This is a genomic window from Streptosporangium sp. LJ11 (assembly GCF_051918945.1).
Lineage (GTDB): Bacteria > Actinomycetota > Actinomycetes > Streptosporangiales > Streptosporangiaceae > Streptosporangium.
Genome location: NZ_JBPXMB010000033.1, coordinates 20,663 through 43,905, shown reverse-complemented (window position 1 = coordinate 43,905; position 23,243 = coordinate 20,663). Strand labels below are relative to the sequence as shown.

The 23,243-nt window shown below is 69.7% G+C and carries 25 protein-coding genes and 1 pseudogene; 16 read left to right on the top strand and 10 right to left on the bottom strand.

Annotated elements, in window-relative coordinates:
- Window positions 1-498: 498 nt before the first annotated feature.
- Window positions 499-1,302 carry a hypothetical protein gene (locus ACTOQ3_RS36835; RefSeq protein WP_440088171.1) on the top strand — a complete coding sequence of 268 codons (804 nt, stop codon included), beginning with the start codon at window positions 499-501 and terminating at the stop codon, window positions 1,300-1,302.
- Window positions 1,303-1,538: 236 nt separating this feature from the next.
- Here the strand turns inward: ACTOQ3_RS36835 and ACTOQ3_RS36830 are convergent, their stop codons facing one another.
- From ACTOQ3_RS36830 to ACTOQ3_RS36815, 4 genes and pseudogenes are all read right to left on the bottom strand, one after another.
- Window positions 1,539-2,243, bottom strand: a complete 705-nt coding sequence (locus ACTOQ3_RS36830) for a response regulator (RefSeq protein WP_440088169.1) — start codon at window positions 2,241-2,243, stop codon at window positions 1,539-1,541.
- An 11-nt stretch (window positions 2,244-2,254) separates the two neighbouring features.
- Window positions 2,255-3,457, bottom strand: a complete 1,203-nt coding sequence (locus ACTOQ3_RS36825) for a sensor histidine kinase (RefSeq protein ID WP_440088168.1) — start codon at window positions 3,455-3,457, stop codon at window positions 2,255-2,257.
- A 275-nt stretch (window positions 3,458-3,732) separates the two neighbouring features.
- A pseudogene (locus ACTOQ3_RS36820) lies at window positions 3,733-3,897 on the bottom strand (transposase family protein); the annotation flags it as partial.
- Window positions 3,898-4,331: 434 nt separating this feature from the next.
- Window positions 4,332-4,757 carry a cellulose binding domain-containing protein gene (locus ACTOQ3_RS36815; protein ID WP_440088166.1) on the bottom strand — a complete coding sequence of 142 codons (426 nt, stop codon included), beginning with the start codon at window positions 4,755-4,757 and terminating at the stop codon, window positions 4,332-4,334.
- Between the two features lie 600 nt (window positions 4,758-5,357).
- On the opposite strand from ACTOQ3_RS36815, the gene ACTOQ3_RS36810 reads away from it, so the two are divergent.
- The 4 genes from ACTOQ3_RS36810 to ACTOQ3_RS36795 all read left to right on the top strand — a co-directional run bounded on the left by ACTOQ3_RS36810 (window position 5,358) and on the right by ACTOQ3_RS36795 (window position 7,933).
- Entirely contained in the window at window positions 5,358-5,963 is a 606-nt protein-coding gene (locus tag ACTOQ3_RS36810) for a tetratricopeptide repeat protein (RefSeq protein ID WP_440088164.1), read from the top strand.
- A 73-nt stretch (window positions 5,964-6,036) separates the two neighbouring features.
- Window positions 6,037-6,246, top strand: a complete 210-nt coding sequence (locus tag ACTOQ3_RS36805) for a hypothetical protein (protein ID WP_440088163.1) — start codon at window positions 6,037-6,039, stop codon at window positions 6,244-6,246.
- A 41-nt stretch (window positions 6,247-6,287) separates the two neighbouring features.
- Window positions 6,288-7,256 carry an ankyrin repeat domain-containing protein gene (locus ACTOQ3_RS36800; RefSeq protein ID WP_440088162.1) on the top strand — a complete coding sequence of 323 codons (969 nt, stop codon included), beginning with the start codon at window positions 6,288-6,290 and terminating at the stop codon, window positions 7,254-7,256.
- A gap of 83 nt (window positions 7,257-7,339) precedes the next feature.
- Entirely contained in the window at window positions 7,340-7,933 is a 594-nt protein-coding gene (locus ACTOQ3_RS36795) for a hypothetical protein (protein WP_440088161.1), read from the top strand.
- A 342-nt stretch (window positions 7,934-8,275) separates the two neighbouring features.
- Here ACTOQ3_RS36795 and ACTOQ3_RS36790 read toward each other — a convergent pair whose 3' ends face one another.
- Window positions 8,276-8,863, bottom strand: coding sequence for a hypothetical protein (locus ACTOQ3_RS36790; protein ID WP_440088160.1), 588 nt, complete (start codon window positions 8,861-8,863; stop codon window positions 8,276-8,278).
- Between the two features lie 759 nt (window positions 8,864-9,622).
- On the opposite strand from ACTOQ3_RS36790, the gene ACTOQ3_RS36785 reads away from it, so the two are divergent.
- The 4 genes from ACTOQ3_RS36785 (at window position 9,623) to ACTOQ3_RS36770 (ending at window position 12,097) form a co-directional block, all read left to right on the top strand.
- Window positions 9,623-9,874, top strand: a complete 252-nt coding sequence (locus ACTOQ3_RS36785; protein ID WP_440088158.1) for a hypothetical protein — start codon at window positions 9,623-9,625, stop codon at window positions 9,872-9,874.
- A 77-nt stretch (window positions 9,875-9,951) separates the two neighbouring features.
- On the top strand, window positions 9,952-11,643 hold the full coding sequence (locus ACTOQ3_RS36780) for a YncE family protein (RefSeq protein WP_440088157.1): 1,692 nt from the start codon (window positions 9,952-9,954) through the stop codon (window positions 11,641-11,643).
- A gap of 43 nt (window positions 11,644-11,686) precedes the next feature.
- A complete protein-coding gene (locus ACTOQ3_RS36775) occupies window positions 11,687-11,899 on the top strand; it encodes a hypothetical protein (protein WP_440088156.1) in 213 nt (70 codons plus the stop codon).
- A 27-nt stretch (window positions 11,900-11,926) separates the two neighbouring features.
- Window positions 11,927-12,097 (top strand): hypothetical protein, encoded by a 171-nt coding sequence (locus tag ACTOQ3_RS36770; protein ID WP_440088154.1) that lies wholly within the window; start codon window positions 11,927-11,929, stop codon window positions 12,095-12,097.
- Between the two features lie 245 nt (window positions 12,098-12,342).
- On the opposite strand, the gene ACTOQ3_RS36765 is transcribed toward ACTOQ3_RS36770, so the two are convergent.
- Window positions 12,343-12,870, bottom strand: a complete 528-nt coding sequence (locus ACTOQ3_RS36765) for a hypothetical protein (protein ID WP_440088152.1) — start codon at window positions 12,868-12,870, stop codon at window positions 12,343-12,345.
- A 462-nt stretch (window positions 12,871-13,332) separates the two neighbouring features.
- Between ACTOQ3_RS36765 and ACTOQ3_RS36760 the strand changes: the two genes are divergently transcribed.
- Entirely contained in the window at window positions 13,333-13,947 is a 615-nt protein-coding gene (locus ACTOQ3_RS36760; protein ID WP_440088151.1) for a hypothetical protein, read from the top strand.
- Here the strand turns inward: ACTOQ3_RS36760 and ACTOQ3_RS36755 are convergent.
- A complete protein-coding gene (locus tag ACTOQ3_RS36755; RefSeq protein WP_440088149.1) occupies window positions 13,911-14,594 on the bottom strand; it encodes a response regulator in 684 nt (227 codons plus the stop codon). The two genes, ACTOQ3_RS36760 and ACTOQ3_RS36755, sit on opposite strands and share 37 nt — an antisense overlap.
- Window positions 14,595-14,761: 167 nt before the next feature.
- On the bottom strand, window positions 14,762-16,105 hold the full coding sequence (locus tag ACTOQ3_RS36750; protein WP_440088147.1) for a sensor histidine kinase: 1,344 nt from the start codon (window positions 16,103-16,105) through the stop codon (window positions 14,762-14,764).
- Window positions 16,106-16,245: 140 nt separating this feature from the next.
- Here ACTOQ3_RS36750 and ACTOQ3_RS36745 point away from each other — a divergent pair, with 140 nt between their 5' ends.
- From ACTOQ3_RS36745 to ACTOQ3_RS36730, 4 genes are read left to right on the top strand one after another with little or no spacing between them, the layout of a single operon-like run.
- Window positions 16,246-16,737, top strand: coding sequence for a hypothetical protein (locus tag ACTOQ3_RS36745; RefSeq protein ID WP_440088146.1), 492 nt, complete (start codon window positions 16,246-16,248; stop codon window positions 16,735-16,737).
- Complete coding sequence (locus ACTOQ3_RS36740; protein WP_440088145.1) at window positions 16,734-17,855, top strand: hypothetical protein; 1,122 nt, start codon at window positions 16,734-16,736, stop codon at window positions 17,853-17,855. Before ACTOQ3_RS36745 ends, ACTOQ3_RS36740 begins: the two co-directional genes overlap by 4 nt.
- The gene (locus ACTOQ3_RS36735) at window positions 17,852-18,538 is read left to right on the top strand and encodes an ABC transporter ATP-binding protein (RefSeq protein ID WP_440088143.1); all 687 of its coding nucleotides are present in this window, start codon (window positions 17,852-17,854) and stop codon (window positions 18,536-18,538) included. Before ACTOQ3_RS36740 ends, ACTOQ3_RS36735 begins: the two co-directional genes overlap by 4 nt.
- The gene (locus ACTOQ3_RS36730; RefSeq protein WP_440088141.1) at window positions 18,535-19,776 is read left to right on the top strand and encodes an ABC transporter permease; all 1,242 of its coding nucleotides are present in this window, start codon (window positions 18,535-18,537) and stop codon (window positions 19,774-19,776) included. Before ACTOQ3_RS36735 ends, ACTOQ3_RS36730 begins: the two co-directional genes overlap by 4 nt.
- 517 nt (window positions 19,777-20,293) lie before the next feature.
- On the opposite strand, the gene ACTOQ3_RS36725 is transcribed toward ACTOQ3_RS36730, so the two are convergent.
- Window positions 20,294-20,578 (bottom strand): DUF7710 domain-containing protein, encoded by a 285-nt coding sequence (locus ACTOQ3_RS36725; RefSeq protein WP_440088139.1) that lies wholly within the window; start codon window positions 20,576-20,578, stop codon window positions 20,294-20,296.
- 296 nt (window positions 20,579-20,874) lie between these two features.
- Window positions 20,875-21,018 carry a hypothetical protein gene (locus tag ACTOQ3_RS36720; RefSeq protein WP_440088137.1) on the bottom strand — a complete coding sequence of 48 codons (144 nt, stop codon included), beginning with the start codon at window positions 21,016-21,018 and terminating at the stop codon, window positions 20,875-20,877.
- Between the two features lie 191 nt (window positions 21,019-21,209).
- Here ACTOQ3_RS36720 and ACTOQ3_RS36715 point away from each other — a divergent pair, with 191 nt between their 5' ends.
- Window positions 21,210-21,683 (top strand): anthrone oxygenase family protein, encoded by a 474-nt coding sequence (locus ACTOQ3_RS36715; protein WP_440088135.1) that lies wholly within the window; start codon window positions 21,210-21,212, stop codon window positions 21,681-21,683.
- Between the two features lie 449 nt (window positions 21,684-22,132).
- Complete coding sequence (locus tag ACTOQ3_RS36710) at window positions 22,133-23,122, top strand: alpha/beta fold hydrolase (RefSeq protein WP_440088133.1); 990 nt, start codon at window positions 22,133-22,135, stop codon at window positions 23,120-23,122.
- Window positions 23,123-23,243 lie beyond the last annotated feature (121 nt).

The window sequence follows — 23,243 nt, the reverse complement described above, 5'->3', positions numbered from 1 at the left end:
GCCCACCCTTTCCGCATGATCGCCCAGAATGATCAGGAACCCTACCGGGCCGGACAAGCAGCGCGTACGGCCTTAATTGGGCACAGCAGGATCCGCGTATCAAGGGCGGACAACACTCGGGCGCGCGTCGGCGCGGCCGTAGACCAGGATGCGCCGCGACGCGTTCCTGAACTCCTCGATCGCTTCGTCGTCCGCCTCGCGGCCGCCGCACGCGCTCGGAGGAGCCCGCACCTCAGGCCGCCGGGCGGGATACGGCCCAGCGCGCAGGCCACGAGCGTCGACCGCTTCATGACGCGAAGTCATCGCCTCAACAGATCACTCGGCATCTGCCCACGGTCAGATACGCGCATCCGTCTGGGGTCTCACCACCTGCTCGTGCCCGCCCGCCAAGATGCGACCCGAGCCAGACGCGCGTCCCCCGCGTCGTCCCTCACCATTTCGGTGTGCCCGGACATACCGGTCCGGGAACACCGACACGGACAGGACGGGCAGCAATCCATGAGCACTGATCTTCGCGGGCGCGTCACGCGATGGCGGCGGACCGGCGCGGACCGGCGGGCCGCCAACGCCGCCGCCAACCTGGACCGCCAACCCCCGTTTCCCGGCCGATGGGTGAGCGCCGTCTCGCTGATCGGCGGTCCCGCCCTGATCATGGCCGGGACTCTCCTGCGCTCCCCGTTCTACTACTTCGTCCCTTATCAGCTCACCGCCTACACCCAGCATCCCGCCCTCATCACCGCCGCCTACGTCTGTTTCGCCAGCGGGTTCGTGCTGCTGTGGCCGGCGGTCATGACGCTGGCGCAGAGGATCGCCGCCACCAACCCGCTGTGGGGAATCTGGGGCGGTTGCCTGGTGATCGTCGGCCTGTTCACCCGGACCTTCCAGTTCGGCACCGATCACCTGGCCTTTCACCTGACCGACACCCTCGGCCTGCAGACCATGCTCACCGGCATCGACGGCTACTACCTGGCATGGCGGGACACGGTCTGGCACCCGTTCAGGTCCATGTCCGGGCCGGCCTTCTTCGGCTGGGTCGTGCTGGCCATCGGCGCCTACCGCTCCGGCGCCCTGGGGCTGGGCCGTTCGATCGCGCTCGGCCTGATGTCGGCGCTCGCGCTCGGGACGCTCAAGGGCACCGAGCCACAGTCCTTCATCGCCGTGGGCGGCCTCTGCCTCGCCTTCATCCCCCTGGGCATCTCGCTGCTGCGTGGAGGACCCCCGCCGACCAGGCGCGCCATGATCTGGGTCGCCGTCCTCATCGGCGTGCATGTCCTCATGACGGCCTTCGGCCCGAGAGGATGACGATCCGGACCGGTGATACGGCGTTGAGCCGGCACGTCACTTCCCTGGAACCCAGGCCAGGCAGAGAGACGGAACACGCGAATAAAGTCGATCAAGCGGCAGGGCTGCGGGCGAGCCGACTTCGATCCGCTCCGCGAGCGAATCCCGCCCCGGACCCGAAGCCGACCGTCCCGAGGCCGGCGACAGAGCCGATGAGCGTGCGGAGGCGTGCCCTCGTCCGGAGAAGGGCGGGCCGGTCACCGGCGACCGTCCGGGTTGGTGATGAGCCCGCCTTCGTAGGCGGCGATGACGAGCTGTGCCCGGTCACGGGCCTGCAGTTTGGCCAGGAGGCGGCCGATGTGGGTCTTGACCGTGCCGACGGTGAGGTGCAGGTGCTCGGCGATCTCGGCGTTGGACATTCCCCTGCCGATGAGGGTGAGCACCTCGCGCTCGCGCGGGGTGACGTCATCGAGGTTCCGCACGACCTGGGCGGGAGGAGAGCCCTGCAGGAACTCGGTGATGAGCCGGCGGGTGACGGTGGGCGCGAGCAGCGCCTCACCGGAGGCGACGACCCGGATGGCGGCCAGCAGCTCGGCCGCCGTGGCGCTCTTGAGCAGGAAGCCGCTCGCGCCCGCCTGCAGCGACGCGTACACGTATTCGTCCAGGTCGAACGTGGTGAGGATCAGTACGCGCGCGCCGGCACAGTCGGGGTCGGCACAGATGCGCCGGGTTGCCTCGATGCCGTCCATGTCCGGCATCCGCACGTCCATGAGGACGACGTCGGGCCGGCACCGGCGGGCCAGGAGCACGGCCTCGGCGCCGGTGCCCGCCTCGCCCACGGCGGCCAACCCCGGCGTGGCGTCGATGAGGACCTTGAAGCTGTCGCGGATCAGGACCTGGTCCTCGGCGAGCAGGACCCGGACGGGCGGGGACGAGTCGTGCGGTGCGGCTCCGATGCTCATGTCGTCGATGCTCATGCCGCGGTGCCGTCCGGGTCGTAGGGCAGTCGAGCCAACACGCGAAAGCCTCCTTCTGGCCGGGGTCCCGCGTCGAACGCGCCTCCGTACATCTTGGTCCGCTCGCGCATGCCGACCAGGCCGTGTCCGCCGTGGCCCGCGCGCGGCGGCCGTCCGTGGCGGGGGCCGTCGTCGACGACCTCGATCACGGCCTCCTGCCCGTCGACGTCCACGGTGACCGCGCAGCGGGTGGGCCCCACGTGGGTGACGACGTTGGTCAGGGCCTGCTGCACGATCCGGTACACCGACATCGCGACCGCCGGAGGTGGCGCGGCCTCCTCGCGGACGGTCAGCTCCACCTCGACTCCGGCCGAGCGGGCGTGGGCGGCCAGCTCGGGCAGGTCCGCCATGCCGGGCGCGGGCACGGGGTCCTGCTGGGGATCGCCGTCGGAGCGCAGCAGATCGAGCACCCGGTGGATCTCGGTGAGCGTGCTGCGGCTGGTCTGCTCGATGACGGCCAGCGCGGCGCGGACCTCCTGCGGGCGGGCGTCGGCGACGTGGTTGGCCACGGTGGCCTTGACGGCGATCAGGCTCATGCTGTGGCCGATGACATCGTGCAGTTCCCTGGCGATGCGCCTGCGCTCGTCGGCCACCGCGGCGTCGGCGAGGTGGCGGACGAGGCGGGCGGTCGTGTCCCGCTTCCAGCGCACGACCGTTCCGACAACCCACGCGACGGTCAGGAGCACGCCGATCGTACCGATCTCGATCGGCCAGGCCGCCGGCATCTCGCTGGGCGTCGCCGCGGGCGCGAGACCGGGGAACACCTGCGCGTAGAAGATCAGGATCGCGGTCACCGCGGCGGACAGGCAGACCGCCAGGCCCGCCGCGGACCAGGCGATCGAGGTGGTGGCGGCCACCAGGTACAGCACGAGCACGGTCGGCACGAAAGTCAGCCAGATCGCGCCCGCCGCGACGGCGCCGGCCATGGTCACTCCCGTGCCCGCGGCGCACGCGACAGCGAGCATGGCCCGCGGCCGGCGCCGCCGGAAGGCGATCGGAAAGCTCAGGACCGCCGCCACCGGCCAGGCCGACCACGCGAGCCACGGTGACGACGGCCCCGGCGGATCGACGATGGCGTATCTGATGAGCAGCGCCACGGCGACCGCCACCGCCGCGTCGGTGACGTCCCTTCCACTGCGCCGCCATCCGGCCCATCCCATGATGGGACGGTACCGCCTCACGGGATCACGCGATATCTGCCCATGGTCGGACATCCGCATCCGTCCGCGCATCCGTCTGGGGTCACACCAGTCCGGCGGAGAGGGATCGCATGCCGATCGGGGCGGCGTCGATTCAGCAGGAGGCCGACGGTCGCGGGCAGTGAGCTGATCTCAGCGAATTTCGGCTGGATGATCGTGCTCGGAATGGGTGAGGACGAGGGCGGCGCGGGTGATGTCGCCGGTTTTGCTGGGGCCGGCGGTGATGCGCTGGAGTGTGCGGCTGCGGCGTATAGAGCGCCCAGCACGTGAACACGGGCCGCGGCCAGGTCGTGGATGGAGCCGGGTTCGACATCGGAGACCCACAGCGGCAGCCCGTCCGGGGCGGAGAGGGCTTGGACGTTGCCGGCGTGGTGGTGGGCTTTGCCGGAGTACCACCGGTCGATCTGCTCGCCTTTGACGCTGGTGGTCTACTCGGCGCACCGGTCCATCGGCAGCAGGGTGACGTCGAGCGTGGCACGATGGGGAATCACGCGGAGCCTTCCGGCCGCGCAGGGTTCTTGTGGTGAGACCTCTTCTACCGGAGGCTCCACACCAAATTTCCGGCCGTCGACGGCCTCTCCTGATAAGCCCGGAATTCCACCATTCATGCCTCGGAAATTCCAGCTGTCGGAACTATTCCGCTGAGATCACCTCATTGACACCATCAGGTTCCTCGCCAACGGCAAATACGTGAGCGCCGATCTGACCTACGCGGGCGACGGCTACGCCATGCTCATGGCCCGGGCGGACGTCGTCGGATAATACGAGAAATTCCTCATCTCGTGACACATCGAAAGCCGACGAACGGACGAGCCCCATGGACTCGCCCGTTTCATCAATAGGTGATGATGCACTGACTGGAAGTGGGAAGAGGCGGCGAGGTAGTCGTCATAGGCATGCGGATCTCGAACCCGAAGTTCGCGTACTGGTTCGGCAGGATGGCGCCATTCCACGACGCTGGTCTCCACACGTTCGTCGAGAACCTCTTCACGTTCCAGAACTGGTGAACGACCGCGCCCGCCGAGAAGGGGAAGTCGATGACCGCCTCCCAGGTGGTCGACGGTGTCGTGCCGGTGTTGGTCAGCCGCGCATCGACCTGCCACCTGTACTGCCCGCCGACGGTCCCCCAGTAGTTGGCTTGGAACGTCAGCGTGCAGGTGGTGGCGGCGTCGGCGGGTGTGACGACGGTGAACGCGCCGAACAAGGCGGCCACCAGCCACATGGTCAGGCGCCGTCGCCGACGGACGCGCCGTTCTGTCATGGGCCCCTCCTGTCTGGAAGTGCGCGCGATGAAAGACGCGCGCATAGGCGATGATCGAACGATACGGTCGGCGTCGAATACCGTCAACGGCACTGAAAGTTTCAGCTATTCAATGAGGTGATCTCAGCGGAATAGTTCCGACAGCTGGAATTTCCGAGGCATGAATGGTGGAATCCCGGGCTTATCAGAAGAGGTCGTCGACGGGCCGCCCTCGTCCTCACCCATTCCGAGCACAATCATCCAGCCGAAATTCGCTGAGATCAGCTCAAAGAGTGCAGGCTCATCTTCTGACGGCGGCGCACCCGACGGTTGCGGGCGAGACTCTGCCGGTCGCGACCGTCCTATGTAGTGGGAGCTGATGGTCGTCCCAGACCCTGTGCGTCCACATCCGCGCCAAGGCGTGTGCGTCCGAGTTTTCGCCGCCGCTTCGTGTTGACCCGCGAGGAGGGTCACTGAAGGATGAGGCAAGGCTCTCGACCGAAGGGGTGACGGGGGATGCGATGGTGGCCTGAACGCCGGCGACGACGTGCGGCCGAATCCGACTCCTTCGCCGACCTCTTGCTGGCGGCGGCGCGGAAACGGGGTGTCCCCACTGCGCGGGTGAGCAGTTCCGAGGCAGAGGAGCTGGCGATCGCGGTGGCGAAGGACACCTACGAGAAAGGCGACGTCGCCGCGGCGGAGGAAATGCTGCGCCTGCTCGCGACCAGGGGCAGCCCGTCGCCCGCCGGGATGGCGGCCTTCGACTGGGGGGTGGTGCTGGAATCTCGCGGTGATGCGCGCGGCGCCCAGCACGCGTACCGGATGGCCGTGAACTCTCCCAATCCCGAGGCGGCGGCGATGGCCGCGCTGAACCTGGGGATCATCCTGTTCTACGAAGGTGACACCAAGCAGGCCCGGACCTTCCTGACCCTCGCCATGGAGTCGGGACACCCGCAGGCCGCGCCGAAAGGGGCGTTCAATCTGGGAGGCCTGCTCGCCGGAGAGGGCCATGCCGAAGAGGCGATGCGCGCGTTGCAGCGCGCGGTGGATTCGGGTCATCCCGACGAGTCGCCGGGAGCACTGACCCAGCTCGGCGCCCTCTGGTTCACCGCGGGTCGCGTCGCGGACGCCGAGGCGGCATTCGAGCGGGTCATCGCGACACGGCACCCGGAGTTCGCGCCCATGGCACACACATGCCTGATGGACTCACGCCGCCAACGGGGCTGATCAGAACCGTACGGAACAACCACGCGGCAGGCTCTTCAAGCCGCGAACCCGAGAACGCCGTGGTGGCGGCGACTTGTCCGACGAGCAGTGGGCGCTGATCGAACCGGTCATCACGGCGTGGAAGGCCGCGCACCCGTCGGTCAAACGCGGCCCGGCCGTGGACACGTTCGGACCGGTCATCGCAGCGGTGGGGCTCGCCGCCTCAGCGCACGAGAACACCGCGGGATCGGCTCTGCTGGACCGCATCGCCGCGACCCGAATCTGTCGGCCCCGTACGCCATGATCGGCGGTCATACATCCCGTACATCCCCTTAAGGAGCGGCCATGGCCGTCAACGACGGATCCGGATGGTCCGGCATCGGCTGGGACGGCTGGACGGACCTCAGCCTGATCCGTGCCCGGCTCGACGCGGGAGCCGACCCGAACTCAGGGGTGTCCTTCCACGGACGACCGCTTCATGCGGCGGCCGAGCGCGGTTCATCCGAGGTGGTGGCGGAGCTGGCCCAGCGCGTCGACGACGTCGACGCGGAGCACGAAGGCCGTACCGCGCTCTGGGAAGCCGTCTTCAACCACCGCCCCGGCAACGCCCGCGCCCTGATCGCCGCCGGAGCGAACCCGTGGCGACCGATGATGAACGGCTGGTCCCCCGGACGGCTCAGCCTGGCCACTCCCACCCCTGACCTGTTCGCTCTTCCCGACGGCGAGGCCGGCCTGTCCGCCGCCGAGGCCGCCGCCGTGGCAGAGGCCGGACGTCTGATCGCCGCGTTGGGGCGTTTCGACGACGACGGCCACAGCCTCGCCTGCGTCGCCGATCTCACCGCCGCCGAGGCGGTACGGCGCCTGGAGGCCGTACCGGCCGATGACGCCGACGTTGAGAAGATCATGGAGGATCCCTGGACGGATGTCGACGCCACTCTGTCCGTCATCGGTGTCACCGACGTGCCCGGCGGATGCGTCGTCTTTCAGCCGTGTGGATACGCCGCGTCCAACCCCGGCGTCATGAAACGCCTGTCGGTGGGCACCGTCTGCTACGGGCTGTTCGCCAATCCCAAGAGCGGCAACCAGGGGGCCGTCGCCCGCGACGGCGCCATCGAGGAGTGGGACACCCACCCCGGCGGCGGCGGCGTCTACTCCGAAGAATCCGCGGAGGAGATCCTCGCCACCTACCTCTACCACCACCAAGCCGAGGCCTACTGCTTCGCCGGAGCGGGCCTCCGGCCGGCTGACGCCCGATCGGTCAACGGTCAGGCCGACATGTGGCTCAAGCTGCCCGAACAAGACTGGTGGGATTAACCGGAGATACAGCGAGAAAGCCCGATTCCGCTATCTGGAGTCGGGCCTTCGTCATGCGGCTCGACCTCCGCCACAATGATCATGTGATCGATTACTACCGCGATTTCTTCGAGCGGCATCAGTGGCTGGAGGACGGGCTCTCCTGGACCGTCGTGCAACCCCTCAACGAAGAGATCACGGTGGACGACCTCCTGCGACGGCTGAACGGAGGCCGCGCGCCCGAGCAGCGCGTCATGGAGTATCCCCGGGAAGAGGCCGGGGAGGAGACCCGCCCCGTCCTCCTCGTCTCCGAGGGAGAAGGAACCTGGGGTTTCCTCGAACTCGCCTATGGCTTCGGCCTGTCCGACCGCGTCCTGATCGAGCTCAGCAGGGAATCACGCGTGTGGATGGTGACCTGGCACTTCAACGGGGGATACACGATCCTCTATGCGGCCGGCGGCGAGATCAGGGCGTGGATGCGCGACTTCATCTTCACCGAGCACAGGGTGGAGAACGGTGACCCGAGCATCCTGGCCGGTTTCCGCACCATGCTCGACGCTCTCGACCCGGAGGACTACCGCGGCAAACGCGGTGCGGCGTTCGCCTTCATCGAGGCGGCCACCGGCATGTGCCTGGACAGCGAGTTGCCGGATGTGGAGGACGCCCCCGTCGTCATCCTCGACAACCCTGCCGCCTGACCGGTGGTCGGCCGGCCTCCTCGCCCCCGGTGGCAGCTCGTCCACTCCGAAGACGTCCGCTGACTTTTCGCTGACTCCGCCTCCGGGACCCTCAACGGACACCCCCCGCCCGGCCCCGACCACTGACGAGCTGCACGTGACCTGAACAGCGAAAAGGCCCGGTTCCATGATCTGGAACCGGGCCTTCCGTCTTGTGGGGCGTTCACGAGGTGGGCCGGCCTGAGGTGCAGGAGATGTCGAGAAGATCGCTTCCCGAGGAGGCGATGATCGTTTCCCGCATACGTGTCCGAGCCCTGCCCTGGCGCGAAGAAGATCTGAACGCCGGCTGTTCTCCATCCGTGATCAACACGACCGCGTCGGCTGCTGGCCTCGCCCGTCTCCTCTTTCCGGCGTACCTGTCTCACCCCCTCGCCGGGCCGAAGCACGAAGGGCCGCCGCGATCCACGCGAAGAGCGCGGGACCCTCCTCGCCCGTATCGGGCGGCGTCCCGTTGATCACGGCCACCAGGGACAGGTACCTGCCATGAGTGGCGTCGTACCGGGCCTCCTCCTGGGAATCTTCGCGTTGGATCCTCTCGACGAGGAGGAAGGCCGCGGCCAATCGGTCCCGCGACTCGGCCGTGGCCTGCCCGCCGAAGACCCCGGCGGTCGCGTTCGCCATGCGAACGACCAGCTCCCGTGCCCGGGGAGAGTCCGCCGGCAGCCCGGAACGATACGCCTCCAAGACCTCCTCCCCGGCCTTCGCCCCCTCCCGGTGGATGAAGTCCCACACCGGTGCGGCGGCCAGGCGCCGTCCCGGAAACATGCCGTAGGTGTCTCGGAGACAGGAACGGACCGCGCCGCGGAACTCCTCACCCCGTACCAGGTCGGCCAGCTCGATCCAGGCCTCGAGCTGGGCGACGGCGGGGTCCTCCGGCAGCCGCGGTCGCATCGTCGTCCTCGATCTTGAGCCACATGTGGCCCGCACCGACCCGGTTGTAGGTCCCGCCGCGCTGCGGTCGTCCTATCGAGCTGGTGAACCGAATCGCATAGCACCATCCGGCGTCGACGCGGACCGCATCCCAGTCCGCGAGATACGGCGTGCGTTGGCCCGCGTAGATCCACATGCGCGGGGACGCCGCGACACAACTGTCCGAGCCACCGGAGCCGGTGACGCCGCCGCAGGTCCAGTCGCGCCCGACGTACACGGACGAGCCGCTTTCGTTTCTGGTCGTGGAGCAGAGCCAAGACTGCGAACAGGAAGGGCCGGCTTGGGCAGCGGCGGGAGCCGGCGTCGATAAGGTGGCGATCACGGCGGACGTGCCGAGTGCCACCGCCGCGGTCCTGCGCTTCGAACGCCATTTCATTCGGCGATTTCCTTTCTTTTCGTGGCGCTGGACATGGGACGCGTTCGGGGGCGTTTTTTCGATCCGTTGCTCGTTCTTCGGTCGACGCCCCTCGCGAGGATTCCGGGAGCCTGACCTCGCCCTCCCCGTTCTAGCGATTCCAGTGTTTGTCCGGCAACGTCGGGCCGGTTGGACAAACAAGGCGCAATTCGGGTGGGGAATATGAACTGCGGCGGGATCTAATCCCGAGGTGTTGTCCTGCCCCCGCCAGTTCGCCGCCTACGGCGTGAGCGCCCGCCTCGACGGCTTCACCCTCCAGGCGTCCGGCGCCCCGGAGCGGCTTCGCCTCGGCGCTGCCCCGCCTGGTGGAGCCGGTCGAGGGCCACACCACGATCGTGATCTGCCACCACGGCCACTGGGAGCGTCACGTCAACGCCGCCCGCCACCTGGAAGGCCGCGGGCATCTCCCGTTCTCCCGTTCTCCCGTCGAAGCCGTTGCCGACGTCGCCCCCGAGACGTGGCGGCGGATGCTGGCGGTGAACGTGGCCCCCGCCGCCGATCTGACCGATGCTCTGGACGGCAATCCCACACTATGCGAATATGTGTTCGATTTATGAAGATCGTCAGTGGGAGCGGGTCCCGTAGTCATGCCGGGGTGCTCGCCCCTCCCCTTCTCCTCCAGAACGGAGTGCCCGTGCGCCCATCAACCTCTGCCCGTGCTCCCCTGTCCCGCCGATTAGTCGCCTGGGCCGGGCCCCTGCTCCTGACGGCGGCCCTGCTCGTCACTCAGGCGCCCACCGCCGCGGCCGCCGCGACCGCCGCGACCGTCACCGACCTCGGCGTCGCCGGGAAGGGCGGAGACGTGGTGGCGCGCAGCAGCAAGGTCTTCGTCGCCGCCGGCGACCGGATCGTGGTCGCGTCCATCGACGGCAAGGTCATCAACACGATCCCCGGCCTGTCCGGTGCTGTCGCCCTGGCCTCGCCGGAGACCGGCAGGAAGGTGTACGCGGCGCTGCGCGATTCGCATGAAGTGATCGAGATCGACACCACCACGCTCGCCGTCACCAAGCGCATCGACCTCACCGCGTACCCGTGCCCGTCGAGTCTGGCGCAGTCGTACGACCGGCTGTGGATCGGATTCGGTTGCGGCGAAGCGGGAGAGGGAGGGGTTCTCGGCCTCATTCCGGCGGCGGCGACACCCACCCCCGTCCGGGTCGGGCCGGCCACGACCCAGGCTCCGCTCGTCGCCGTCGCCGGGAACACGCTGGTGGCCGGGGAGCCGGGAGTCAGCCCCGCCACAGTCAAGGTGTACGACATCAACACCACGCCTGCCACTTCGCGCGGCGAGATCCGCGGAGTGGCGAACGAGCTGCCGGCCCTGCGGGATCTCGCACTCGCCGAGTACGGATCGGCGGCGCTGTCGGCGTTGGACGATACCCGCCGGTTCGACGCCTGGGACACGACAGCCCTGACTCAGGGCCGCGCCTACGACAGCAGCGGATTCGGCGAGCACGGCCTCCCCACCGCTGTCGCGGCCAGCCCGGACGACGCCTACGTCGTGGGCGGCTGGAACTCCTCCGCGGACGACGCGGCGGAGCTCGTGGTGTACGACGCGACCACCGCGGAGGTCATCTACACAGCCGCCCACCAGGGGAAGGCGGTGGTGGCGGGCAGCATCGAGTTCTATGGCACACTCACCTTCGCGGTCTTGAAAGAGCCCGGCACCGGGCGGATGCACCTCTGGCGGCTGCCGCCCTCGCCCTACCACTCCTCCACGCTGACCTTGACGGCTCCCTCCGAGGTGACCGCGCTCAAGCAGTCGACTCTCAGCGGACGACTCACGCTGAGCAGCGGGCTGCCACCCGGCGTGCAGACGCTCGAACTGCACAGCCGGCTCCCCGACGGCACCTCCAGGCCGTTCCAGGAGATCACCACGGCGGCGGACGGGACCTACCGATTCACCGACGCCCCACCGTCCATCGGGGCGTTCAAGTATCAGGTGTACTGGCCGGGCAACTCATGGTTCCGGGGTAGCGGCTCCTCGGTGACCGTCACAGTGGCCTTGTACGAGCCGACGCTCACCGTGACCGGACCGGCGGCGGGCAACGTCGGCGAGCGACTCGACTTCAACGGCACCTTCGGCGCCGACGGCATCACCTTCCCGCGGACGATCATCACCGTCTCGCGCAAGGTCGTTGGCCCGGATGGCACCGTCACCTCGAAGGGCCTGGTGAAGTTGATCCCCGCCGCCGACGGGTCGTTCAGCTTCTCCGATACGTCGACCACGGCCGGCGAACACACGTACACCGTCAACCTGCTCGGCAACTCGACCATCAAGTCAGCGAGCACCACCCACGTGGTCACCGTCCTCCAGCCGCCCGCGTAGCATCCCGACGCCCGGGTGACGGTGACCCGACTCGCCGTCACCCATGCTTTCCCACGCCAAGGGACTACAGCTCGCCAAGGCAGCCATGGGGGTCCGCCTGAGCGCCGGCGGAACGACACCGTCCATCGACGAGATCGCGGCCGCCGCCGACCGGCAGCAGCCACAGCTCCTGGAAGGAGCCGAAGTCATGAATCGGCTCTTCCCGGACCGATCACGGCATGCGATCATCGTCCAGCTTGGTCCGCACGAAGGATGATCAACGAAACCTCGGCCTCGCCCCCACATGCTTCCGCTGACCCTCGGGTGGGCGATTCCCGTTCTCGGCGGATGCGGAGCGGTCGCCACCGGCGCCGACAACGACGCCGCCCCCTTCCTGATCGCTCATTCCGCTGCCGGGCTGGCCTGCATCCTGACCGCCGCCGTGATGGCGATCTCAGGACGCGACTCCCAGTAGCGGGGCTAGTCACTCAGTTGGTCACTCAGCAACGCAGAAGGCCACTCCCGATCTCTCGAAAGTGGCCTCTGACCTGGTGGAGTGTTCACGAATGGGCGTGACCTGCACCGAGTCGGTCACGGTGATGATCGCTTCCCGCAAAGTAACTGATCGTTTCCCAGCCGTTCGGTGCCTTCAGGTACTGACAGCGCTCTGCGCGCGGCACACATCGGCGAGGAACCGGGAGGTCATGCATCACGTGAGGTTCAGGGGCCGTCAGACCAGATGTACCAGGGGCCCGCGAAGTGTTCATACCTTCCCTCTTCTGGATCCGGTGCCCGATCCGGGATGTAGGCGAAGCCGTAGCTCTTCCAATCCATCGTGAGCTCGGTGACCATGAACCTCGCTCCCCCGGGGATCTTCTCCACTTCGTCCACCCAGTACAGGCCCCACCATCGATCGCTGGCATAGTCGCTGTGCACTGACCGGGCGTAGCGCTCCAGGCTCGGCTCCGACAGGGCGAAGCGCGCGTGAAGGGGCGCGTCGGTCTTGACGAGCAGCACGGTGCCCAGCACCAGTGCGAGCGGGACGAACATCCAGGGCGCCCACCCCCGCCGACCCGGCCCGCGACCCAACATCCACGACCAGGCAATGGCGAGCGCCAGCCAGTACGACACCAATGCCAATGCCCAGACGGACAGGCCGGGAGTGCTCACCTCAAAGAGCGTCAGGAGCGAGGCGAGTCCGATCGCCCCGGTGAAGAGCAGAGCGCGGCGGTTGCGAGTCAGACCCATAGGGCGATCTTGCCCAACACCAGGATCAAGCGCAGCAGATCATCTCCCTGCACCCGCCCGATCTCGGCCACCTGGACAAGTTCGGCCGGGACTGTCCTGCCCAAGCCCACACTGCCGGAGCGTGTACTTGCGGCAATCCGCATCCCGGTGTAGCCCACCTCGAAGAACTCAGATACGCCATCCGCGCTTCCTAGACGACGGGCACCCGTCGACCGGCGCGTACATGTCCGCTAACGCCTCCGGCGGGAACAACCCCTTGCCGATGCTCGACCAGGAACGCGAACACGCTCTCGGCCGGGATCAACTCCCGCCTTTCGACTGTTCCACCGTTGACGATGCATGGCCTGAAAGATCTCAAGCCCCGTGGTGGCTGCCAGTGCTTTGCCGTTTGCAGTGCGGAGTTGTTGGACTGCATGGCGTGAATGCGGCAGGCGGGTACGACTGCTTCCCCTCTGGGAGGCGATGGTGACGTCACTGTTGGAACGCGTGGCCCTGGCAGAGACGGCTGCGCTACGGCAGGCCGAGGACTTGCGGGCACAACTGGTCGCGGTCGAGGAACGACTGCAGCGCCTGGCCATTACGCGCGAGACGCTGACAGAGTTCGCCGGCGATCACCTCAGCGACGCCGACATGCCTGAAGACGACGCGGGCGCGGAGGAGGAATCGTCGCAGGCGGCTCACCTCGACCCCGCAGAGGAGCCGTCACCGCTACCGCCGTTGCGGGGGTTCCGGCAGCAGGTGGTGGCGTTGCCGGCCACGGCCGATGAGCCGATGCGGACACGGGAGATCGTGCAGGCCATCGGCAAGCCGGACACCCGCTCCCAGGTGGAGGGCATGCGTTCACGACTGCAGCGGCTGGTGACTGATGGATGGCTGCGCCGTCGTCATGCAGATCGGCTGACAGGCACTGAAGCCTGTCATGGGACGAAAGGAGCAGAAGCCGCACGCGGCGCATCGGGCGCCGCAACGTGCCCGGGCGACGTCGCGCCGATCGACGCCGGCCCGATCCGGGCGTCGGGGAGGGCATGCCGGTCGTCACGTCATGGCGCCGCCCGGGGCACCAGCCCGCACTCGTAGCCGAGGATGACCGCCTGCACCCGGTCGCGCAGCTGCAGCTTGGCGAAGATGCGGCCGATGTGGGTCCGTACGGTGCCGGCCGACAGATGCAGCTCCGCCGCGATCTCACCGTTGGTGCGGCCTCGCGCGATGAGGGTCAGCACCTCCCGCTCGCGCCGGGTGAGCACGGCGAGCCGGTCGGGCACGGGAGAGGCCGCGGGCCGCGGCTCCGGCTCGGCGCGGTCGAGATAGTGGGCGATGAGCCGGCGCGTCACGCTGGGAGCGGTGACCGCCTCGCCGGAGGCGACGGCCCGGACGGCGGACAGCAGGTCCTCGGCGAGGGCGTCCTTGAGCAGGAAGCCGCTGGCACCGGCGCGCAGGGCCTCGTAGACGTACTCGTCGAGGTCGAACGTGGTGAGGATGAGAATCCTCGGCCGGACCGCCGTGGAACGGCCGCCGTCGAGCGCCCGGATGCGCCGGGTGGCCTCGATGCCGTCCGTGCCGGGCATGCGGACGTCCATCAGCACGACGTCGGGTCCGGTGCGTTCCACCACGGCGACACCGCTGTCGCCGTCCGCCGCCTCGCCGACCACGACGATGTCGTCCGCCTGGTCGAGGATCAGCCGGAACGCGGTGCGCAGCAGCGCCTGGTCGTCCACGAGCACCACCCGCACGATGCGCGGGGGCGTCCCACCGGCCGCGGCACCGGCCGCATCCGTCCCAGGACCACTCCCCGCGGCGGAACCGGCGGAGCCCCCGGACGCTCCGGGACCACCCGTTGCCGTGAAAGCGCCCGTCCGCCTGAGAACGCCCGCGGCCGCGCCCCCGGAGCCGGTCACGCCCGATCGCCCGCCGTCTCCACCGTCTCCCCTGTCTCCACCGGGTCGGCCGCGTGGCCGCCGACGGGCAGCCGCGCCCGGACGCGGAACCCGCGCCCACCGGCCGGCCCGGTCTCCAGGTGCCCGCCGAGGAGGTGGACCCGCTCGGCGATGCCGCGCAGCCCGTTGCCCTCGCCGTCGTCCGTCCCGTCGGCGGGACCGGCGCCGTCGTCGGTGACCTCCACCTCCACGCCGTCGTCGCCGAACCGGACGCGGACCACGGCCCCGGCGCCCGGACCGGCGTGTTTCACGGTGTTGGTCAGCGCCTCCTGCACGATGCGGTAGACCGACATGTCCTGCAGCGCCGGCAGCACCCGCGGGGTGCCCGCCACGTCGAACCGCACCGGGATCCCGGCCATCCGCACGCGGTCGACCAGGGCCGGCAGCTCGCCGAGACCGGGCCGGGGGGCGTGGTCACGCTCCTCCCCGGCGTCGCCGCGCAGCACGCCGAGCAGCTGGCGCAGCTCGGCCAGCGACGCGCGGCCGACGGTCACCACCTCCCGCATCGCCCCGGCACTCAGCTCGGGGTGGCGCTGCTGCACGGCCACCGCGGCCTGGGCCTGCGCCACGATCACCGCGAGGCTGTGCGCGAGGACGTCGTGCATCTCGCGAGCGATCCTGGCACGTTCGGCCGCGGTCGCCAGCGCGACGCGCTGCCGCTGCTCCCGCCGCAGGTCCTCGGTGTGCCTGCTCAGCGCCTCCAGCCGCTCCTGCCGGTTGCGCACCCCGATCCCCCACGCGTACGCGAGCGCGAGCACCATCGCTCCCCCGATCGCGTTGGCGGCGGCCACGCCCAGCACGTCGGGGAAACCGGGCCCGGCCGCGGCGCCCCGTACGAGGTCGGCCTTGGTGACCATCCCGGGAAAGGCCAGCCACCCGCCGCGCACCGGTGGCCGCCACACCGCCCACAGGCTTGCCGCGTACGTGACGACGAGCAGGACGCCGAAGGCCGACCGCCCGCCGCGACGGCCGCGACGGCTCGCGACGAGCCCGTACAGGGCCCAGGGCACGACGAGGTCGATCGGCTGCAACGGCACGTACGGATTCAGCTGGTGCGCCACGCCGCCCACGGCGGCCAGCACCACCGCGACGAGCGGGCGGGAGCGCCGGACCAGCGCCGCGGCGACCAGCAGCAGCGTGGCACCCCACCACCACACCGACGGCGTGACGGGCTCACCGGTGCCGGGCCACGCGGCCGACGCGGTCGAGAGCAGGACGAGCGGCAGCACGAGGCCGACGTCGCGCGCCACCGCCCACCGGCCGGGCGGGACGTGGCCGAGGACACGGGCGGAGCAGGGCATACGCCCATCGTAGGCAGCCGCCCCTCGCCCGGCATCGGACCCGGCTCGTACACCGCCTCCCCCTCCGGTCGTACGGCCGGGACGCCGAAACCGGATCATGCTCCGACGACGTCCCCCCGCCCGGCCACGACCCTGGACCCATGACAAGACTCCTTCGAATCGTGGTCACCGCCACGCTCCTGATCGGCCCGGCCGCATGCGGCCCGGGCGGCGGGGAACCCGATGAGCGGATGAGCGACACGGATCTGCTGGCGCTCGGCAGGGAACTCTCGAAGTGCGTACGGGACAACGGGGTGCCGGAGTTCCCCGACCCGACCGTCCGCGACGGGGACCTGGTAATGCCCCAGAACCAGCCGGCCGATGCGGTGGACGACGCCATGACGGCATGTCGGAGCATCACCGACCGCATCCCCCGACGGTCGGGCGGGGAGGGATCCGGCGCCCGCGACGTGCCCCAGCTGCGCACGTTCGCACGGTGCCTGCGCGAGAACGGCGTGCCGGACTGGCCGGACCCCAGGCCCGACGGCAGCTTCCCGGTTCTCGGCACCCCGCTGGACGGCAAGACCCCGGAGCTTCAGCGGGCCCGGGCGGCGTGCCGGAAGCACTGGGACCGAAGCTGGAGCGTCTCGTGACGCAGACGGATCTCCCCCGCCGTTCCGGCCCGCCCAGGCGGGCGGCGGTCACGGTAATGGTGGTGGTCGTCGTCGGCGCCGCGACCGTCGTCCTCTGGAGCGCCACCACCCACCGCCCGGCTCCCGGCGACACGTCCCCTCAGGTGCGGACCGCGACGGCGACCGTCACCCGCGGCACCGTCACCGAGCGGACCCAGATCGGCGGCACCCTGACCTTCGACGGCTCGTACACCGTCGTCCACCAGGGCGCCCCCGGCGTGCTGACCACGCTGCCCGCCCCGGGCGACGTCGTCGCACGCGGCGAACGCCTGTACTCGGTGGACGCGCGACCGGTGCGCCTGCTGTACGGCACGACACCGGCCTACCGGGATCTCGGACCGGCGACCACCGACGGTGCCGACGTCCGGCAGCTCGAACGCAACCTCGTCGCGCTGGGCATGGATCCCGGCCGGGACATCGTCGTCGACGCGCACTTCACCTGGGCGACGAGCGCGGCGGTGCGGCGCTGGGAGGCGTCCTGGGGGCTGCCCTCCTGGCGCCGCGACGGCCGGCTGGCCATGGGCGAGGTGGTGTTCCTGCCGGGCAGGCTGCGCGTACGGCAGGTGCGCGCCGCGCTCGCGAGCACCGTCAGGCCGGACACGCCCGTACTGGGGGCGACGTCGACGCGACAGGTGATCACCGCGCGAATCGGCGCCGACCGCCGGCGGCTGGTGCGGGCACGCGACAGGGTCCGCATCTCCATGACCGGTGCGGAACCGCTGCGGGGAACCGTGCTGCGGATCGGACGGGTCGCCACGGCTCCGCCGCAGAACGACTCCACGCAGGGCGGTGAGGCACCGGCGACGGTGACCGTCGTCATCGGCGTCAGGCCGCCGCGGGGCGGCCCGGCGCTCGACCAGGCTCCGGTACGGCTGAGCATCACCACCGCGACCCGCAAGGACGTGCTGATGGTGCCGGTCACCGCGCTGCTCGCCCGCCCCGGCGGCGGATACCAGGTGCGCCTGGCGGACGGCCGGCTCGCCGGGGTGGAGCCGGGCCTGTTCGACGACTCCGCCGGCACGGTGGAGGTGACCGGCGCCCTGCGGCCCGGCGACCGGGTCGAGGTGCCGTCGCCATGACCGCCGTCCTCGAGCTGCGCGCCGCCCGCAAGGTGTATCCCGGCACGCCGCCGGTGGAGTCGCTGCGCGGCGTCGACCTCACCGTCCACGGCGGCGAGCTGGTGGCCGTCATGGGCCCGTCCGGTTCCGGCAAGACGACCCTGCTGAACCTGGCCTCCGGGCTGGATCGCCCGACCAGCGGGTCGATCCGCATCACCGGCCAGGCGGTCGAGCCGATGACCGATCGGCAGCTGTCCGGGCTGCGTGCGCACCGGCTCGGTGTCGTGTTCCAGCAGTTCCACCTGCTCGACCGACTCACCGCGCTGGACAACGTCGCCACCGGCCTTCTGTACCGGGGCGTACCGGGCGCCCGGCGCCGGGCCGCGGCCGCCACCTCGCTGGCCCGTGTCGGCATGGCGCACCGGGCGCACCACCGCGCCCGGCAGCTCTCCGGCGGCGAGCGGCAACGGGTGGCCATCGCCCGGGCCCTGGTGGGACGTCCCGGCCTGCTGCTGGCCGACGAGCCCACCGGCAACCTGGACTCCGCCACCGGCGCGCAGATCCTCGCCCTGCTGCGCGAGCTGAACGACGACGGGACCACGATCGTGACCATCACCCACGACCCCGGCGTCGCGGACGCCATGCGCCGGCGTATCGACATGCGCGACGGCCGGATCGTGCGCGACTCCGGGAGCCACCCGTGACCAGGCCGGACGAGTCCTCCGCGCCCTTCCGGATGCCCGCGGGCGCCGCGCCGCCGTCCCGGCTGCGCGCCGCGGACCTGCTGCCGGTGGCCGCCGTGGGGCTGCGCACGCGGCGCATGCGTGCCGTTCTGTCCACGCTGGGCGTGGCCATCGGCATCGCGGCGGTGGTGTCGGTCCTGGGCATCACCCGGTCGAGCCAGGCCGACCTGCTCGCGCGTATCGACCGGCTGGGCACGAACCTGCTGACGGTGACCGACGGGCGGTCCGCGAGCGGCCGCGAGGTGCCGCTGCCGGTGACGGCCTCGGCGACGATCAGGAGGACCGACGGTGTGCGGTCCGCCGCGCCGACCGCCGAACTGCCCGGGGTCCAGGTGTTCCGGTCGGACCGGATCCCGGCCACGCTGACCGGCGGGCTCTCGGTCCGGGTCGCCGATCCCTCGTTGCTGCCCACCCTGAACGCGAAGGTGGGGCACGGCACGTACCTCAGCCGGGCCACGAGTGCCTATCCCGCCACGGTGCTGGGTCACGCCACCGCGCAGACGCTGGGGATCCGGGATCTCGCCGGCACTCCGCGGGTGTGGGTCCAGGACCGCTGGTTCACGGTGATCGGCATCCTGGAACCGCTTGAGCTGGCGCCGGAGATCGACCTGTCGGCACTGATCGGCCCGGAGATCGCGGCGCAGGGTTTCCGGTACGGGGGACGGCCCAGCCGGGTGTACGTGCGAGCCGACGTGATACGGACGACGGAGGTCTCCGAGCTGCTGGCGCGGGCGACGAACCCGGAGAGTCCGAACGAGGTGGACGTCAGCCGGCCGTCCGACGCGCTGTCGGCCCGCCTGGAGGTCGCGAACGCGGGGACCTCGCTGTTCATCGGACTGGGAGCGGTCGCGCTGCTGGTGGGCGGGATCGGCATCGCGAACGTCATGGTGATCGCCGTGCTGGAGCGGCGTACGGAGATCGGGCTGCGCCGGGCACTGGGCGCCGCGCGCGGCCATGTCGCGGTGCAGTTCCTGGTCGAGTCGCTGATGCTCGCGGTGGCCGGTGGCGTGTGCGGGGTGGTGATCGGGGCCGCGGTGACGTACGCGCTGGCGCTCCAGCGCGGGTGGCAGCCGCTGATCCCCCCGGCGGCGGTGGGCGCGGCGCTGGTCACCGCGGTCGTCGTGGGCGCCGTCGCGGGACTGTACCCGGCGATGCGGGCGGCCCGCCTGTCCCCCACCGACGCGCTGCGCACGGCCTGACGGCGACGGCCGGTGGATCCCGCTCGTCCGGTCCACCGGCCCCCAGCGTTCACCTCCGCCGTCAGGGAGGCCGCCTCGCTCGACGTCCGCGACCATGGGCCTGGAACACCGCCTGGAGCCGGGATCCTCCGTCATGGCGATGACCGCCACCCGCCTCGGCCATCCCGACCTGGTCGCGGGGGCACTGCTCATGAACGACACCGGGAACACCCATCCGCCCACCGGCCGCAACCTGCGGATCGGCAGCGCCCTGACCCACCGGTGTCCCCCCTCGTGTGGGCGGACCGGGAGGGCGCCGACACCCCGAGTCGGACTCCGGTATCCCACTGGAGAACATCTCCCGCCTCGTCGGTCACCGCAACACCTCAGTGACGGAGACGGTCTATCGCGAGCAACTCCGCCCGATGCTCCTGGAAGGGGCCGAGGCGATGGACAAGCTCTTTCCCGACCTACAGCCCAGAACTCTGACGTAGATCCAAGCCCGGCGAGAGCATCCATCTCGCCGGGTTGTCTCTTTCTAGTCCTGATTCCCCTTGTTGTAGTGGAAATGCTCCTGGTGCGCGGTCGTGAAACGCCCGACGAACGAGGGGGTCTGCTGATGGGCGGCGCGAGGCTGGAAGTGGCCGTGCTTGATCGCCCAGCCGTAGACACCTGTGTCGAGGGGGTACTCGGTGAGCATCCCCGTCAGCTCACCGGTCTTGATCCACGACTCTGCGCGCTCTCGCGTCCCGAACACGCCGGACGGCCACTGAGCGCCCTCGCCCAGGAAGACCCACACGGTCACAGGACTGGAATCGCTCACCGCTGAGACACCTCGCCACTGGACTTTGCGAAACTCGGAAGGGCACGGACCTGGTGGATGGACCGTAGTCACTCAGTTGGTCACCCGGCAACGCACGATCTCTCGGAAGTGGCTCTGACCTGGTGGGGTGTTCACGAGTGGGTGCGATCTGGGGTGGGTCGGAACCCTAGAAGATCGCTTCCCGGAATGGGGGTGATCGTTTCCCGGAACCCCCACACGGAGTCGGCTTCACCGAGACCGCCGAAATCCCGGGATCGGGATCGATCGGTCGTTGCGGGGCTTGCCGAGCTCTTCGATCAGCACGGGATACCGCTCCCCCCATGTCCGGCGAGGCAGCCGATCGCGACCACCACGTGGCTCAGCGGCCCGACGCCGGGTACCGTCGTGGCTCCGGCACCGAGCACGACCGCCAGGGCCATACCGGCGACGATGTCGGACACCTTGGCGCGCCCGCTCGGATCAACCCCTCTGCACCTTACTGGCGAGATGAGACCTTCCTCATCCGCGTGGCGCCATGGCGCGTGCCTACTCCCGGTGTCGTAGAGAGACGGTCTCTCCTCCCGATGTCGTACAGGTGAAAGTCTCCTGCGGTGCGACGACCGGCGTCGGCGGGCAAGCGACGATTACGGCCATGAGAACCCCAGTCAGATACGTCCACGGGGCCGCACTGCTGGCCACCGGACTGCTCGCCGGAGCCTTCGGGTACGGCGCGGCCAACGTGGTCCCCACCTTCGGGACCGTCCCGCTGGACGTGCGTCTGACCTTCCACACCGCGATGATGGAGGTCAACGAGCCGATCATGCAGAGTGCGATGGCGCTGGCGATCCTCACCTCGTTCGGCCTGGCCGTCGTCTGCCACGGCCTGCCACGGCGCCTGGCGCTCGGGGCCGGCGCCCTGACAGTGGCTTCGCTGCTGGTGACGGTCTTCGGCAACATCCCGCTGCACGCCCACATCAGGCGATGGGCCGCCGCCTCCGCCCCGGCCGGTCACACCGAGATCCTGCAAAGGTGGGAGCTCTTCCACACGATCCGCACTCTGACCGCTTTGTCTGCTTTTGCACTGATAATCAGCATCGCCGTCCTCACCCGGCCCGAGACCCGTTGAAAGAGCCCGGCGACTCACCTGATCCGGAAGTACGGCGGGCAGCTCCGTCTCGGGTCGCCGCCGCAGCCCGGCATCGGGTACCGCGGTGCCGGTGATCCTCGGCCGCCGTCGATCGATCGACCACACAGGACCGTTGCCGGCGACAAGGGAGCCGATGTCCCGGCCACCGTGTACGGCGCCCCGGACACCCTCGGCGATCGGACAGATCACGGCACCACTGCGAAAAACGGCGGCATGACTTCGGCGTCGGCACGGATCGCCGGACGCACGTACATCCCAGGCACCTACCTGAAAGCACTGGAGTAACGACATCCAACGGGCGAGTACACGCTTGCGAAGCACATACGAGATGGCGTCTCGGCTCTCCGCGAGACACCGCCGTCAACCCAAACCGGATACCCGAAGGATGTGAAGCCATGTGGAAACGAAGAGTCGTCAGGATCGTCAGTGTGACGCTCGCCGTTCTGATCGGGGTGCCGGCACTGGGAGTCGCCGGGCTCGTCCTCTGGGACGGCGGCATCGACACCGATCCACGCCGGGCGATCCTCCGTGATGTCCGGATCGATCTGCGGACCGCCATGACACGGCTCGGTCCGATCGAGTACGACCTTCACGGCGCAGAAGGCCCTGTGCTGCTGTCTGTTCACGCCGGGCTCGGTGGAGCCGACCAGGGACGGCTGTTCGCCGGTTGGCTGCAAAAGGACGGGTTCCGCATTCTCAGCCCCTCACGGCCCGGCTACCTCGGAACGCCGCTGGAGAGCGGCCGGACCAACGAGGAGCAAGCGGATCTGCTCGCGGCTCTGCTGGACGAGCTCGGCATCGACCGAGTCGGAGTCCTCGCGGTCTCGGCAGGAAGCCCGGTGGGCTACACCTTCGCCGCGCGCCATCCGGATCGAATCTGGGCACTGGTCTCCATCGGCGGAGTGAGCAAACCGCAGCCTGCCGGGATGGGCTCGCCACTGCGGAGAGCGTTCCTGGACACGGTGGGCCAGAAGCTGGCCCGGCTGACGGCGGAGGTCTCGTTCGAGACCATCGTTGCGGGGACGTTGAGCGAGACCAGCACCTATACCGACGGGCAACGGGCGGAGCGCGTCTCGCACATCATGAACACGCCGCATGTGCGGGAGCTCTTCAAAGCGATGTTCGATACGACGTTCCCCTACCAGAAGCGCTGGGCGGGCACCGACAACGACGCGGTGCAAGCCCGACGTGGAAAGCCGCCTCTGGAGCGGATCTCGGCTCCGGCACTACTGATCCACGGCACACAAGACGGCGATGTGCCGTTCGACCACGGGAAGTTCGCAGCCGAGCGGATACCCGGCGCGAAACGGTACTGGATGGAACACGACGATCACCTGGGCTTCTGGCTCAGCCCGAAAGCGAGTCAGGCACAAGCCGCGGCGCGAGACTTCCTCCGGCAACACGCGCCAGGCGAATGAGCACTCGTCCAGGACCGGGCGCCAGGAGGTCCCGCTTCCCGGGTTCGCGGTCGACCTCCTCACCCGGCACCGGACCGCTTTCCCCGCTGGGCCACTCGGCTAGGTCTTCACCGTCCGTAGC

Excerpts from the sequence above, each read along its gene's own strand:
- ACTOQ3_RS36835 (WP_440088171.1), top strand. The coding sequence starts at position 499 with ATGAGCACTGATCTTCGCGGGCGCGTCACGCGATGGCGGCGGACCGGC.
- ACTOQ3_RS36830 (WP_440088169.1), bottom strand. The coding sequence starts at position 2,243 with ATGAGCATCGGAGCCGCACCGCACGACTCGTCCCCGCCCGTCCGGGTC.
- ACTOQ3_RS36825 (WP_440088168.1), bottom strand. The coding sequence starts at position 3,457 with ATGGGATGGGCCGGATGGCGGCGCAGTGGAAGGGACGTCACCGACGCG.
- ACTOQ3_RS36815 (WP_440088166.1), bottom strand. The coding sequence starts at position 4,757 with ATGACAGAACGGCGCGTCCGTCGGCGACGGCGCCTGACCATGTGGCTG.
- ACTOQ3_RS36800 (WP_440088162.1), top strand. The coding sequence starts at position 6,288 with ATGGCCGTCAACGACGGATCCGGATGGTCCGGCATCGGCTGGGACGGC.
- ACTOQ3_RS36790 (WP_440088160.1), bottom strand. The coding sequence starts at position 8,863 with ATGCGACCGCGGCTGCCGGAGGACCCCGCCGTCGCCCAGCTCGAGGCC.
- ACTOQ3_RS36775 (WP_440088156.1), top strand. The coding sequence starts at position 11,687 with ATGCTTTCCCACGCCAAGGGACTACAGCTCGCCAAGGCAGCCATGGGG.
- ACTOQ3_RS36770 (WP_440088154.1), top strand. The coding sequence starts at position 11,927 with ATGCTTCCGCTGACCCTCGGGTGGGCGATTCCCGTTCTCGGCGGATGC.
- ACTOQ3_RS36765 (WP_440088152.1), bottom strand. The coding sequence starts at position 12,870 with ATGGGTCTGACTCGCAACCGCCGCGCTCTGCTCTTCACCGGGGCGATC.
- ACTOQ3_RS36760 (WP_440088151.1), top strand. The coding sequence starts at position 13,333 with ATGGTGACGTCACTGTTGGAACGCGTGGCCCTGGCAGAGACGGCTGCG.
- ACTOQ3_RS36750 (WP_440088147.1), bottom strand. The coding sequence starts at position 16,105 with ATGCCCTGCTCCGCCCGTGTCCTCGGCCACGTCCCGCCCGGCCGGTGG.
- ACTOQ3_RS36745 (WP_440088146.1), top strand. The coding sequence starts at position 16,246 with ATGACAAGACTCCTTCGAATCGTGGTCACCGCCACGCTCCTGATCGGC.
- ACTOQ3_RS36735 (WP_440088143.1), top strand. The coding sequence starts at position 17,852 with ATGACCGCCGTCCTCGAGCTGCGCGCCGCCCGCAAGGTGTATCCCGGC.
- ACTOQ3_RS36715 (WP_440088135.1), top strand. The coding sequence starts at position 21,210 with ATGAGAACCCCAGTCAGATACGTCCACGGGGCCGCACTGCTGGCCACC.